General features: G+C 61.9%; 12 protein-coding genes. 4 read left to right on the top strand and 8 right to left on the bottom strand.

Annotated features, from left to right (window positions below; all coding sequences use genetic code 11):
* Position 1: 1 nt before the first annotated feature.
* The 6 genes from HX790_RS19980 to HX790_RS20005 form a co-directional block, all read right to left on the bottom strand.
* Positions 2 to 1609, bottom strand: coding sequence for a 5-guanidino-2-oxopentanoate decarboxylase (locus HX790_RS19980; RefSeq protein ID WP_176991991.1), 1608 nt, complete (start codon positions 1607 to 1609; stop codon positions 2 to 4).
* Positions 1599 to 3707, bottom strand: a complete 2109-nt coding sequence (locus HX790_RS19985; RefSeq protein ID WP_176991992.1) for an acetate--CoA ligase family protein — start codon at positions 3705 to 3707, stop codon at positions 1599 to 1601. Before HX790_RS19985 ends, HX790_RS19980 begins: the two co-directional genes overlap by 11 nt.
* Before the next feature lie 18 nt (positions 3708 to 3725).
* Positions 3726 to 4886, bottom strand: coding sequence for an acyl-CoA dehydrogenase family protein (locus HX790_RS19990; protein WP_176991993.1), 1161 nt, complete (start codon positions 4884 to 4886; stop codon positions 3726 to 3728).
* A 20-nt stretch (positions 4887 to 4906) separates the two neighbouring features.
* Positions 4907 to 5698, bottom strand: a complete 792-nt coding sequence (locus tag HX790_RS19995) for an enoyl-CoA hydratase/isomerase family protein (protein WP_017139008.1) — start codon at positions 5696 to 5698, stop codon at positions 4907 to 4909.
* A gap of 150 nt (positions 5699 to 5848) precedes the next feature.
* Positions 5849 to 6487 (bottom strand): TetR family transcriptional regulator C-terminal domain-containing protein, encoded by a 639-nt coding sequence (locus tag HX790_RS20000; RefSeq protein ID WP_017139007.1) that lies wholly within the window; start codon positions 6485 to 6487, stop codon positions 5849 to 5851.
* A 41-nt stretch (positions 6488 to 6528) separates the two neighbouring features.
* Entirely contained in the window at positions 6529 to 7287 is a 759-nt protein-coding gene (locus HX790_RS20005) for a class II aldolase/adducin family protein (protein ID WP_138450339.1), read from the bottom strand.
* A 132-nt stretch (positions 7288 to 7419) separates the two neighbouring features.
* Here HX790_RS20005 and HX790_RS20010 point away from each other — a divergent pair, with 132 nt between their 5' ends.
* The 3 genes from HX790_RS20010 (at position 7420) to HX790_RS20020 (ending at position 11079) form a co-directional block, all read left to right on the top strand.
* Complete coding sequence (locus HX790_RS20010) at positions 7420 to 9375, top strand: FAD-dependent oxidoreductase (protein ID WP_176991994.1); 1956 nt, start codon at positions 7420 to 7422, stop codon at positions 9373 to 9375.
* Positions 9363 to 9941 carry a cupin domain-containing protein gene (locus HX790_RS20015; protein WP_176991995.1) on the top strand — a complete coding sequence of 193 codons (579 nt, stop codon included), beginning with the start codon at positions 9363 to 9365 and terminating at the stop codon, positions 9939 to 9941. The genes HX790_RS20010 and HX790_RS20015 overlap by 13 nt, the downstream gene beginning before the upstream one ends.
* 310 nt (positions 9942 to 10251) lie before the next feature.
* On the top strand, positions 10252 to 11079 hold the full coding sequence (locus tag HX790_RS20020) for a hypothetical protein (protein WP_176991996.1): 828 nt from the start codon (positions 10252 to 10254) through the stop codon (positions 11077 to 11079).
* 9 nt (positions 11080 to 11088) lie between these two features.
* Here the strand turns inward: HX790_RS20020 and HX790_RS20025 are convergent, their stop codons facing one another.
* Positions 11089 to 11484, bottom strand: a complete 396-nt coding sequence (locus HX790_RS20025) for a carboxymuconolactone decarboxylase family protein (protein WP_058420656.1) — start codon at positions 11482 to 11484, stop codon at positions 11089 to 11091.
* 275 nt (positions 11485 to 11759) lie between these two features.
* Here HX790_RS20025 and dkgB point away from each other — a divergent pair, with 275 nt between their 5' ends.
* Positions 11760 to 12578 (top strand): 2,5-didehydrogluconate reductase DkgB, encoded by an 819-nt coding sequence (gene dkgB / locus HX790_RS20030; protein ID WP_017139000.1) that lies wholly within the window; start codon positions 11760 to 11762, stop codon positions 12576 to 12578.
* Here the strand turns inward: dkgB and HX790_RS20035 are convergent.
* On the bottom strand, positions 12575 to 12997 hold the full coding sequence (locus tag HX790_RS20035; protein WP_176991997.1) for a chemotaxis protein CheY: 423 nt from the start codon (positions 12995 to 12997) through the stop codon (positions 12575 to 12577). The two genes, dkgB and HX790_RS20035, sit on opposite strands and share 4 nt — an antisense overlap.
* Between the last annotated feature and the right edge of the window lie 72 nt (positions 12998 to 13069).

Here is a 13069-nt window from a genome sequence, read left to right on the forward strand (position 1 = left end):
GTCAACAGGCACAGGCATGTTTGAGCTCGATCAAGGTCACGCCATTGCGTTTGAAACCGTTGCGCAAGTCCGTCTGCAACTCATCCAGGTTTTTGGGTTGGTTCACGGTGCAGCCGAACGCCTGGGCGAACAGCGCAAAGTCCGGGTTGCGTGGCAGCACGCCGATGGGCTCGATGTCCAGGCTGAGCATGTCGTCGCGGATCTGGCCGAGGGCGTCGTTGTTCCATAGCAGCACCACCAACGGGCTGTGCAGTTCCTCGACCGCGGTCGCCAGTTCCTGGGCGGTGTAGAGGAAGCCACCATCGCCCACCAACACCAGGCCCGGACGCAGCGGCGCGCCGAACTTGGCGCCAATGCCGGCAGGCAAGCCATAGCCCAAGGTGCCGTAGCCGGTAGGGTGCAGCCAACTGCGCGGGGCGCGGCTGCGGTAGGCGTAGTTGCCGGTGTAGGCCAACTGGGTCATGTCGCTGCTGATAAATGCGTTGGCGGGCAGCTCGGCCTCGATACGCTCAAGAATGCCTTGGTGAATGGTCTGCAAAGGGCCGTGCCCCCGCTCGACCGCCTCAAGCAATGTCGCGACCTGTTGGCTTGCCGCATCGGCGTTACGCGGCGCAGGCGGCAGACGTTCGAGCAAGGCCAGCAAGGTCTGTTGGGCATCGCCTTTGAGCGCCACGGCGCAAGGGTAGAAATCGTTGAACTTGCGCGGGTCGATATCGATGCGCAGCAGTTCGCCGGTGATGGGCAAGCGCTCGCGCCAGTAATCGGTGTCGGCCATTTCCGTGCCGACGGCCAGCACCACATCCGCCTGGCTGATCAGTTGCCAGCCGGGTTCCACGCACAGGGTGGCACCGGCATTCAGCGGGTCATTGACCGGCAGTAAACCCTTGCCGGCCACACTGCTGAAAAACGGCGCCGCCAACAACGTGCTCAAGCGCTGCAACGCATCACCCGCCGCCAGCGCGCCGCCACCGGCAATGATCATGGGTTGCTTGGCCGCCGCGAGCTTGGCTACGGCCAGCTCCAGCGCCTCGGCCGATGGCAGGCCGCGTCCCGGGCGCCGCACGACTTCATGGCTCCAGTCGCGTTTGATCGGCGCTGCCAGCACATCCAGCGGCACCGAAATATGCACCGGCCGTGGCCGCTCGCTGTCGAACACCGCATAGGCGCGGGCGATCAATTCGGGCAAATCCTCGGCACTCAAGGCCACCGCCGAAAACGCGGTGATCGGCGCGGTGATGGCGCGCTGGTCCTGGGTTTCGTGCAGGCTGCCCCAGCCTTTACCGAGGCTGGCGGTGTGGTTGACGCTGGAGATCACCAACATCGGAATCGAGTCGGCGTAGGCCTGGCCGATGGCGGTGGCGGCGTTGGTCACGCCAGGCCCGGTGATCACAAAGCACACGCCCGGTTTGCCGCTGACCCGCGCATAGCCGTCGGCCATAAAACCGGCGCCCTGCTCGTGGCGTGTCAGCACGTGGCGAATGCCGCTGCCGGGCAAGCCTCGATACAGTTCCAGGGTGTGCACGCCGGGAATGCCGAACACGGTGTCGACGCCATAATTAGCCAGCAACCGCACCAGGGCCTGGCCGCCGGTCAGGATCTTATCTTGCATGTTCATCTCCTAGGCGAATCAACGCATCCACCGCCAGCGTGCCGTGGGCATTGACCAACAATGGGTTCACATCCAGTTCCAGCAACTGCCCGGCGTTGGCGCAGGCGTAATCGGCCACCGCGCGAATGGCCGCCACCAACGCATCCATATCCGCCACTTCACGCCCGCGAAAACCTTGCAGCAAGGCCGCGCTGCGCAGGCTGAGCACGGCGTTGCGAATCGCCTCATCGGTGGTCGGCAGCAGCAGGCTGCGGCTGTCTTTGAGCAACTCCACGAGGATCCCGCCAGCGCCAATCACCAGGGCCAGGCCAAAGTCATTTTCCCGCTTGATGCCCACGATCAACTCGGCCAAGGGCTTTGTAGCCATGCTTTCCAACAGCAATTGATCAAAGACAATGCCCGGCGCATAAGCGCCGATTTGCTCGCGCATCTGCTCCAGCGCGGCGGTCAGTGCGACACCGTCTTTCAGGTTGAGCGCCACTGCACCGGCTTCGGTTTTGTGCGGCAGGTCGGTGCTGACGGCCTTGAGCACCAACGGATAGCCCAAGAGTTTGGCGTCTGCGATGGCGCGCCCTGGCGTGCTCAGCACCGCCGCTGGCGTGCTCAAGCCAAAGGCGCGCAAGGCTTGTTTGGACGCCCATTCATCCAGCGCCAGGCCTTGGCCCGCAAGAGGCTGAGGGCACAGCGGTGCAAGGATCGACTCGCCGCGTTCCAACAACACACGGCGATGGTTTTGATAGTCGGCAATCCGCCCCCAGGCAGCGAGTGCATCTTCCACCCCCTGCAGCGCGGCAATGCCGTGGGCATGCAGGCGTTCGCGGGCATGGGCCGGCAGTAATTCGGGAAAGGCCGAGGTGACGAATCCGGTTTTGCCATGACGACTGAGCGCGGCGCAAAACAGCGCCAACAACAGGTCGCATTCCTTGCGCTCGCCAGTGAATTCGGCCGGGTAATCCAGCACCAGCATCGCCGCATCGGCATCGGTGCGCAGGGCCGTTTCGAGCATGCGTTCGAGCGCCTCGCGGTCGCCCCAGATGGCGGTGGTGAAGTCCAATGGGTTGACCAGGTTGGCATAGCTGGGCAGCACCTGCGCCAGTTCGGCGCGCTGGCCTGCGTCGAGCTTCGGCAAGGCCAGTTGGTTGCGCTCGGCGTAGTCGGCAATCAGCCCCGCGTCGCCACCGGAACAGGCCAGTGCGATCAGGCAATTGCCGCCAGGTAGATTGCCGCAGGCCGCCGCTTTCAAGGTTTCGACAAAACTCACCGGCCCACTCACGCGGATCACGCCAAGGCGCGCAAACAGGCTGTCGTACAGCGCATCGGAACCAGACAGCGAACTGGTGTGACTCAGGGCCAACTCGGCGCCGATCTGCGACACGCCGGTTTTCAGCGCGATAATCGGGATGCCTTTTTCCAGCGCCTTGTGCGCCGCGCGGGCAAACCCCGGCACATTCTTCAAGCCTTCCAGGTGCAGGCCGATGGCGGTCACGCGCGGCTCATCGAGCAGCACGTCCATCAACTCGGCAACCCCCAACTGCGCCTGGTTGCCCACCGACGCCATATAAGCAATGGGCAGCGAGCGGTCGCTCATCGACAGGTTGTAGGCAAAGTTGCCGCTCTGGGTGAGCACCGCCACGCCCTTCTCTACCGCCTTGCCGCCGTGGGCCACCGGCCACAGCGCGGCGCTGTGCAAATAGTCCAACAAGCCGTAGCAGTTGGGGCCGAGCAAGGCCATGTCGCCCGCCGCTGAAACAAGCTGCTGTTGCAAGGCCGCACCACTGACGCCCGTTTCGGCAAACCCGGAGGCGTAGCAAATGGCGCCGCCGGTGCCGATGGCGGCGAGTTCGGCCACACAGGCCAAGGTCAGCTCACGGTTAGTCGCGATAAACACCGCATCCGGGCCGTAAGGCAAATCGGCAACCCGACGCACACACGGGATGCCGTCGAGGCTGTCATGCTGCGGGTTGACCAGCCACATCGGCCCGGTAAAACCGCCGTCGGCGCAGCGCTTGAGGGCGCGGGCCATGCTGCGCCCGCCGACAAAAGCCAGGTGCCGGGGCGCCAGCAGGCGCTTGAGGTTGTCGCGAATAGCCTGGGACATAAGCGTTCTCCGCGCCGATCAGCGCAACAACGGCCGCAACAGTTCACGGGCAATAATGTGCCGCTGGATTTCCGACGTGCCTTCCCAGATCCGTTCGATCCGCGCGTTACGCCAGATGCGCTCCACCGGCCCTTCATCCATCAAGCCCATGCCGCCAAAGATCTGCACGGCTTCATCGGCTACCTTGCCCAGGGTTTCACTGGCAAACAGCTTGGCCATGCCGGCCTCGCCATCGGTCATGCTGCCCTGGTCCATCTTCCAGGCGGTGTGCAGGGTCAGAAGCTCGGCGGCGCGAATCTGCGTGGCCATGTCGGCCAGCTTGAAACTCACGCCCTGGTAGGTGCCGATGGGCTGGCCGAACTGCTTGCGGTCCGCCGCCCATTGCAGCGACACCTCCAGCGCACGCTGGGCCTGGCCGACGCAGTTGGCTGCGACCATCACCCGGCCAGCGGTGAGCCAGGCGTTGGCGACCTCCCACCCCTTGCCGACTTCGCCCAGCACTTTGGAGGCTGGCACGCGGCAGTCGTCGAAGAACATTTCATAGGTGTGATAACCGCGGTTGCTCACACACTTGGGGCCACGGCGGATGGTCATGCCGGGCGTGCCGCGATCGACCAGGAATGCAGTCACCGCATTGCGCTGGCGGCCGTTGTGTTCGTAGGTGTCGGTGACGGCAAACACGATGGCAAAATCGGCATGGCCGGCGTGGCTGATGAAGTGCTTGCTGCCGTTGATCATGAAGTCATCGCCGCTGCGCACGGCGCGGGTCTTGATCGCATTGGCGTCGGAGCCGGCGCCGGGTTCGGTCAGCGCGAAACAGTCAATTTTCTTGCCTTGCACGCACGGCAACAGGTAGTCCTCGACCTGCGCGCCGGTGCAGGCCATGAGAATCTTGGACGGGCGCGCGACAAACACATGCAGCGCCCACGAGACTTTGGACAACTCGCGTTCGATCAACGCCTGGGACAGGTAATCCAGGCCACCACCGCCCACCTCTTCGGGCATGTTGAAAGCATAGAAGCCGGCAGCGACAGCCTTGTCGCGAATCTGCGCGGCCAGCTCGGGCGAAACCGCGTCGGCGCGGTCCACCGCGTCCTCATGGGGCAGCAATTCCTTGGCAACAAAGCTGCGTACCGCGTCCACCAACATGTCTTGTTCTTGGCTGAGTTGGAAATTCATGGCGCTACCTGTGTGTGTGCTTAGCGACCGGAGAAAACCGGCAGGCGTTTTTCCATCGAGGCACGCAGCGCCTCGGCGCCGTCGTCGCTGCGCCCGCACAACAGTCCGGCGGCCAGTTCGGCCTCAAGCTGTTCAGGCAGGCTGCGCCCGGCGCCTTCGCGGATCAGGGTTTTAGTCTGGGCGAAAGCGAAGGTCGGCCCGTTGGCCAGGCGCGTGGCCAGCTCGCTTGCGTGGGCATGCAGTTGCTCATCGGCGACCACTTCGCCCACCAGCCCGGCGGCCAGTGCACGCTCGGCGCTCCACAGCTCATCGAGGAACAGCAGGCGCTTGGCCTGCTCGCTGCCGATCAAGCGCGGCAAGTGCCAACTGGCGCCAGCGTCCGGCGAATACGCCATGCTGGTGTAGCCGGCCTTGAACCGCGCCGACTGGGCGGCGATGCGCAGGTCGCAGCACAGGGTCAGGTCCATGCCCGCGCCGACGGCGGTGCCGTTGATCGCAGCAATCGTAGGTTTGTCGAGGGTATGCAGACGGGTCATCAGGGCGTGAGCGGTTTCGGTCCAGCCGTAGGTTTCCAGGGAGCCACGGGACTCGGCGTCGGCCCACTCAGCCAGGTCGGCACCGGCGCAGAAACTACGGCCGCTGCCGGTGAGCACCACCACCCGCACGCTGGGGTCGGTGTTGAACGCGTCGAGCACCGCATGCAGGTAGTTGAGGGTCGGGATGTCGAGTGCATTGCGCTGCGGGCCACGGTTGAGCGTGATCCAGGCAACGCCAGCTTGCACCTGAGTGAGCACGGGCGAATCGGTAGTCATGGCTTCCTCGAATTATTTTAATTGGCGTGAGGGGTGCGACATGGCGAGATACTAAACGAGTGTTCAGCAAGGAGGCAATCGGCAAACTGCAAATATTTTCAGGGCGAAAAAAAACGCCCGAATAGAGCGTTCAGGCGCTGAAGGGAAGGTTCAGGCTTTGAGCTGGTAGCGCGCGCGACCGCCGCCTTGCAGGCCGTCCACCCAGGCTTCGCAGATCTGGATGCCCTGCTGCGGCGTGAACGTGCCGGGGTTGAGCCCCGACTCCAGCCACAAGCCATCGAGCAACGCGCTCAAGCCGATGGCGGCCAAATCAGCGTCGAATTGCTCCCAGCCTTCCTCCCTGGCCATGTCCGCCAACGCCGAACGCATGATGGTGCGGTACTCGCCATAGGAATGCTCGTGGGCCTGGTTGATCGCCGGCGCGGTCTTGACCGCGCCCCAGAACACCAGCCAGGCGTCCAGCAGCTGTGGGTCGAGCAGTTCATCTGAAAAGGAGCCACGGAACAGCGCCGATAAACGCTCACGCGGCTGCGGCGGCGCCTTGGCCATGGTCTCGCGCAACAGGCTCATGACTTGGGCGGTGATGGTGCGATAGGCCTCGGCCACCAACTCATCCTTGCCCGAATAGTGATGGCTGATCAGCCCTACCGACACCCCGGCCTCAGCACTGATCTTGCGGATCGAAGCGCCCTGGAAGCCATCGCGCTTGAGGCACGTCAGCGTCGCCTGAACCAGGTTGGCCTTGCGCAATTGCGGCTCCATGCGGGAGAAACGCGATTCCTGAGTCATGGGGCGGTGTCCTTCGGTTGAGTCGGCTGCACGACTCTACCTCAGTCGCGGTAACCGGGCGACACCCGATCCAGCATCCGCAGCAACGCCGCCCATGCCAGCTGCATGGCATTCACATCGGTCAGCTCGCCCTCCTCCAGCGCTCGGTTGGGGTTATTGAATTGCTGCTCGGTGTAAGCGCAAACCTCAGCCGGCGGCAGGATCAGCTTGCCGCAGGCCTGCGCGGCGATCTGGATATCGCAGGCCTTGTCCAGGTAATACATGCGCAGAAACGCCTCACCAACCGTCTCGCCCACCGTCAACAAACCATGGTTGCGCAGCATCAGCACCGGCTTGTCGCCAAGGTCCTGCACCAGCCGGCGTTGCTCGTGCATGTCCAGGGCGACGCCTTCATAGTCGTGGTAGGCAACCTTGCCGTAGAACTCCATCGAGATCTGATTGACCGGCAACAAACCGCACTCCAGCGCCGCCACCGCACAGCCGGCGCGGGTGTGGGTATGCAGCACGCACTGGGCGTCTTCGCGAGCGCCATGAATGGCGCTGTGAATGACAAAACCAGCCGGGTTTACGGCATAAGCAGAAGGTTCGACCGCCTGCCCGTCCAGGCCGATCTTGACCAGGTTGGAGGCGGTGATTTCATCGAACATCAGCCCATAAGGATTGATCAGAAAGTGATGTTCCGGCCCGGGAATACGCACCGAAATATGCGTGAAGATCAGGTCGCTCATGCGGTAGTGCGCGACCAATCGATAGCAGGCCGCGAGCTCTTCGCGCAGTTGCTGCTCGGTGGAGTGAGTCATTTTTATTCTCCAGGCACGGGGTTGGTAAAGGCGACGCTAAGCCAGCCGTCAGTAAAAAAACAAGTTGATTTTTTACTGGCGCTCGCCTCTTACTAGAAAAATAACAATAACAGCGCCTGGAGTATCCGCACCATGTCGCACGCTGCCTTCCCGCATCTGTTCGAACCCTTGGTATTGCGTGGCAAACGTCTGAAGAACCGCATCATGTCCAGCGGGCATGACACCTCGATGCCGACGGATAACCGGGTCAATGCGCAATTGATCGCTTATCACCGTGCGCGCGCCGAAGGCGGTGTGGGGCTGATTGTGTTGCAGGTGGCGGGCGTGCATGACAGTGCGCGGTACACCTCCCATGTGCTGATGGCCACCGACGACGAATGCATCGACGGCTATCGTGAGTTAGCCGATATTTGCCACGCTCAGGGCACCGTGGTGCTGTCGCAAATATTCCACCCGGGCCGCGAGATCATGGAGTCGGCAGACGGGTTGCTGGCGGTGGCGTACTCGGCGTCGGGAGTGCCTAATGAGCGGTTTCGGGTGATGCCACGGGCGCTCGACCAGGCGATGATCGATGAGATCGTCAGCGGTTACGCAGCGGCGGCCAGGCGCCTGCATCAGGCGGGAATTGACGGCGTGGAAGTGGTCGCCAGCCACGGCTATCTGCCCGCGCAGTTTCTCAACCCACGGGTTAACCGGCGCACCGATGACTACAACGGCGTGCTTGAACAACGCCTGAGATTCCTGCGGGAAATTATTGCGGCCGTGCGGGCCGCGACCGACGCGCAGTTCATCATCGGCCTGCGCATTTCTGCCGATGAGCGCGACAGCGAAGGCCTTACCGAAAGCGAATCCCTGGAGGCCGTGCAACACCTGCAAACGCAGCTGGATTATGTGCATATCGTCGCCGGCACCTCGGCGTCCACGGGCGGCGCAGTGCATATCGTGCCGCCCATGGCCATCGCCGCCGCGTACCTGACCGATGCGGCCGCGACGTTCAAAGCCAGCCTGTCGATACCCCTGTTTGTCACCGGGCGGATCAACCAGCCGCAGGAGGCCGAGCTGATCCTGGCGCGCGGCCAGGCCGATGTGTGCGGCATGACCCGCGCACTGATCTGCGACCCGCTGATGCCGGCCAAAACCCTCGACGGCCGCGCTGAAGACGTGCGCGCGTGCATCGCCTGCAATCAGGCCTGTATCGGGCACTTTCACAAGGGCTTGCCAATCTCCTGCATCCAGCACCCCGAGACGGGGCGCGAGCTGCACTTTGGTAACCTGCAACCGACGTTGAAACGCCGCCGCATCATGGTGGTCGGCGGTGGCCCGGCCGGCATGAAAGCTGCCGCTGTGGCCGCGCAACGCGGCCACGACGTGACCTTGTTTGAAGCCAGCGGGCAATTGGGCGGGCAAGTGCTGTTGGCGCAGTTGCTGCCACGGCGCAGCGAATTCGGCGGCGCCAGTACCAACCTGCAACGAGAGATGACGCTGGCAGGCGTGCGTGTGCTGCGCAATACCCGCGTCGACCGCGCCCTGGTGGAACAACAGCGACCTGATCACGTCATCATCGCCACCGGCGCCGAACCCTATTGGCCAGCGTTCGAGCGAGGCGGCGAGCTGCAAGTAGTCGATGCCTGGCAGGTGTTGCGCAATCAGGTCACCTTGGGGCGCTCGGTGGTGGTGGTCGACTGGCGCTGCGACTGGATCGGCCCCGGCATCGCCGAGCGTCTGGTGCGCGCCGGCCATCAGGTGCAACTGGCGGTCAATGGCACGCACTGCGGGGAAAACCTGCCGCTCTATGTGCGCGATCAACTGGCGGGCGAGCTGCACCGCCTGGGCATCCCCATCATCCCTTATGCCCGCCTCTACGGCTGCGACGACAGCACGGTTTACTTGCAACACAGCGCCAGCGGCGAACCGATGCTGCTGGAGAACGTCGACAGCCTGGTGTTGTGCCAGGGCCATCAGCCAGTGGACACTCTGGGCACGGCGCTTGCCGGGCTGGTGCCGTTTGAACGCATCGGCGACTGCCTGGCGCCGCGCACCGCCGAAGAGGCGATCTACGAAGGACTCAAGGTAGCGTGGAAACTCTGAACGACGAACCGCAGCCACTGTTTCTCGGCACCCGCATTCGCGGCCTGCGCAAGGCACGCGGCCTGACGCTGACCGAACTGGCGCAACTGAGTGAACTGACCGCCGGCTATCTCAGCCAGTTGGAGCGCAACCTGGCGTACCCATCGATCCCGGCGCTGTTCAATATCGCCCGCAGCCTGGGCGTGACTATCCAGTGGTTTTTTGCCAGCGAGGCCGCCCCTGCCCCAGCGGATGAAGGCTATGTGGTACGTAAAAACAATCGTCAAAGCATCCGTTATGAAGATGGCATCGTCGACCAACTGCTGACGCCATTGCCCAACCACCAACTGGAGATCCTGCACTCATGCTTCCCACCCGGCACCTACAGCCATCAAAGCTACAGCCATGAAGGCGAAGAAGCGGGCTATGTGTTGAGCGGCACCTTTGAGCTGTGGGTCGGTGAGCTGCATTTTCTGCTGGCTGAAGGCGACAGTTTCAGCTTTGCCAGCAGCGAGCCGCACCGGTATGGCAACCCGGGCAAGGTGGATACAGTGGTGATCTGGGTGATTACACCCCCGACATTTTAGACCGCTGTAGCAAATGCAGACGTTTCCTACGGGAACTGGCGACAGTGGCGCGGCTTGCCATCAGTGGTGAGGCACCCAGTCGCTTGCTATAAAAATGGCTACTTCTTTTCGAGGTTGTCGCCATGTCTTTATTGCATTTGTTGTTTGGGAAACCGACTCAGGACGATTGGGATCGAGTAAGGGATGTCAAATCCCGTAAAACCTGGAAGGTCGTACGTGGAGGCATCGGCCTGGACATCGATGAGGTTATCGCGTCAGAGGGTTACAAGGACGCTCTGCGCCAAGTGCAAAAAATGGAGTCAGACGACTCATGGGCCTGCTGATCATTGTGCCGTTACTGGTCAGTGGCTATCTGGTCTGCCTCAGGCACCCGTTTTTCTACTTGCGATTGCACCGATTCCAGGGACAGTTGCTTTACCTGCAGGTAGCAAGGCTCGGAATGCTCTGCCTAATCGTTGCCACGTTTTTGAGTGCTGCCCTGCTGACGTTATCAAAACAAGCAGCCTTTATCGCCGGGCATGAAGTTGCGGCGGACTACAGCCAAAAACTGGGTACGCTATTGGTACAACTCGACATTGCCAATGAGAAAAACTGCACGCTATGGGTTTTCATGTTGCAGGCGGGTATGACCACTCTGGCGATTCCTTTTTTCTGGGCAAGGCTATATGTACGCGCGAAGAAGAAAATGCTGAAGCTGGAAACCGACACGCAGCTCTACCATGTGCTTTCGCTGGGTATTCTTGAGGGCACGCCATTCAAGCTTTTATTGAGAGAGTCCATCGTCAAGTGTGTGCCGTGCATGTTCAGTTTGAGCGACAGGAAGGTCTACGTCGGGATTGTATTGTTCGCAGGCACCCCCACGGAGTCCGAGGGCGTTGGCCAGGGGTTCAGCCTGGTGCCCATACTCAGCGGGTACCGGGACAAGGACACATTGGAGGTCACGCTCCACACTCACCACGCCCCTATAAACCGCCCCAGGCCGATCCTGCTGGTTCAGGAAAACGTCGTGTCGGCCACTCGTTTTGACTTCACCACATGGATCCGTTCCCAGTCCCGCAGAAGCCGAAAGGCGCAGCAGGGGCAGTTCTATCACCACCGCCCTGCGCGCTCGGCAGAAGCGTCGCGCATCTGCGCATGAAGCTGGGTATCACGGCCACTTGAACATATCGTCCACTGGTACACGGTAGCCGGTAGCCAGGCGGTTGGTCTCATTGGCCATGCCGACCACGGCCTGCAATTCGCCAAACATCTCGTCTGTCATGCCGGCCTTGCGTGCGGCGGCGGTGTGGGAGGCGATGCAATACGGGCAATTGTTGGTCACGCTGACCGCCACATACAGCAACTCCTTGGTCAGCGGGTCGAGAGCTCCTGGTGCCATGATTTCCTTGAGGCTTTCCCAGGTGCGGCGCAACGTCGGCGGGTGGGCGGCCAGGCATTTCCAGAAGTTGTTCACCTGGTCGACCTTGCGTGTTTGCATGATGTCGTCGTAAACCGCACGCACTTCAGGGCTGGCGTCGGCGTATTCGGTGAGGTGTTGGGTCATGGTCTTTCCAAGGCTGGCATAAAGCATTCTGGAATACCGCGCCACACCCATGGCTGGCAAGTGAAGCCGGTAAGCATCGGGTGACAAAGTTGACCAGCGGTCATGCGAACCCGTGCTGTTGTGAATCAGCGTGCTGGGCACAGCCTGCTCACCCTGACAAGGCCGCGGGTATTCGTGACTTGTGGTTAAGAGTCCTTTTCGCAATGGGCGGTTTTTCCGAGTGAACGACGGGCGGATACTCGACTCCATTGTTCACACCCCCTCTGGAGTTACTGATGTCTACCCCAACCCCAAACGTCCCCGCCTTCGGCCTCGGCACCTTCCGCCTGCAAGGCCAGGTGGTGATCGACTCGGTGAGCACCGGCCTGGAACTGGGCTACCGCGTCATCGACACTGCGCAGATCTACGAGAACGAAGCCGATGTCGGCCAAGCCATTGCCGACAGCGGCGTAGCGCGTGATGAGCTGTTTATCACCAGCAAGATCTGGATCGCCAATTTCGCCGAAGGCCAGTTGATTGCGAGCCTGCGCGAAAGCCTGCGCAAACTCAAAACCGATTATCTCGACCTGACGCTGATCCACTGGCCATCGCCGGAAGACCAGGTGCCGGTCGCCGAATTCATGGGCCAGTTGCTGGAAGCCAAGCGCTTGGGACTGACACGCCAGATCGGCATTTCCAACTTCACCATTGACCTGATGAAGCAGGCAATCGCTGCGGTGGGTGCCGAGAACATCGCCACCAACCAGATCGAGTTGCACCCCTACCTGCAAAACCAGAAGGTTGTGGATTTTGCCACCGCCCAGGGTATCCAGATCACCTCGTACATGACCCTGGCCTACGGCGAAGTGCTCAAAGACCCGGTGATCCAGCAGATCGCCGAGCGCCATCAAGCCACACCGGCGCAGGTCACGCTGGCCTGGGCCATGCAGTTGGGTTACGCGGTGATCCCGTCGTCGACCAAACGCGCCAACCTGCAAAGCAATCTCAAGGCACTGCACCTGACCTTGAGCGCTGCCGACATGGCGCAGATTGCCGCCCTGGAGCGTGGCCACCGCTTGACCAGCCCCAAGGGCATTGCGCCAAAGTGGGACTAAACCCCGGCCAGCGGTTTGCGCGATAACTCCCGCAGCCATGGCAACACCCGCAGGCCCGCCGTGGCTGCGGGTGGGTCGATGATGTCCATGAAGTGTTCGAGGTTGACGCTGTCCGGCACACCCGGCAACCGCACCAGCACCGCAGGCTGAATATCAGCCGGTTCGCCCAGTTCCTGATGGTCATAGAGCAGCACATGCCGCACCTGAGGCTGCGGCCCGCAAGCCTGCAGCGCCAGCCCCGCATTAATGATCAATACGTCGAAGGGCTCGGCAGGGATCGCGGTGAGTATCTGGACTTCCTGGTAGGTTTGCACCGGCACAATGCGGTGGTAACCCAACTGATTGAGCATTTTTTCTATGTACAGTCGTTGCAGGTGTTGTTCATCGGCAATCAGGATGGTCAGTGCTTTGTTCGGCATGGCGAACCCCTGGGCTGGCAGCGCTCGTCAGTGAGCGAGCCCCATTCTCCAGACATATACCGAAGACAAAAT

Origin of the sequence: Pseudomonas sp. IPO3747, assembly GCF_013385245.1 — a bacterium.
Taxonomy (GTDB): Bacteria; Pseudomonadota; Gammaproteobacteria; order Pseudomonadales; family Pseudomonadaceae; genus Aquipseudomonas; species Aquipseudomonas edaphica.

Bases quoted from the DNA above. Each gene is read 5' to 3' on its own strand.
- HX790_RS19980 (WP_176991991.1), bottom strand. From the start codon at position 1,609: ATGCAAGATAAGATCCTGACCGGCGGCCAGGCCCTGGTGCGGTTGCTG.
- HX790_RS19985 (WP_176991992.1), bottom strand. From the start codon at position 3,707: ATGTCCCAGGCTATTCGCGACAACCTCAAGCGCCTGCTGGCGCCCCGG.
- HX790_RS19990 (WP_176991993.1), bottom strand. From the start codon at position 4,886: ATGAATTTCCAACTCAGCCAAGAACAAGACATGTTGGTGGACGCGGTA.
- HX790_RS19995 (WP_017139008.1), bottom strand. From the start codon at position 5,698: ATGACTACCGATTCGCCCGTGCTCACTCAGGTGCAAGCTGGCGTTGCC.
- HX790_RS20000 (WP_017139007.1), bottom strand. From the start codon at position 6,487: ATGACTCAGGAATCGCGTTTCTCCCGCATGGAGCCGCAATTGCGCAAG.
- HX790_RS20005 (WP_138450339.1), bottom strand. From the start codon at position 7,287: ATGACTCACTCCACCGAGCAGCAACTGCGCGAAGAGCTCGCGGCCTGC.
- HX790_RS20010 (WP_176991994.1), top strand. From the start codon at position 7,420: ATGTCGCACGCTGCCTTCCCGCATCTGTTCGAACCCTTGGTATTGCGT.
- HX790_RS20020 (WP_176991996.1), top strand. From the start codon at position 10,252: ATGGGCCTGCTGATCATTGTGCCGTTACTGGTCAGTGGCTATCTGGTC.
- HX790_RS20025 (WP_058420656.1), bottom strand. From the start codon at position 11,484: ATGACCCAACACCTCACCGAATACGCCGACGCCAGCCCTGAAGTGCGT.
- dkgB (WP_017139000.1), top strand. From the start codon at position 11,760: ATGTCTACCCCAACCCCAAACGTCCCCGCCTTCGGCCTCGGCACCTTC.
- HX790_RS20035 (WP_176991997.1), bottom strand. From the start codon at position 12,997: ATGCCGAACAAAGCACTGACCATCCTGATTGCCGATGAACAACACCTG.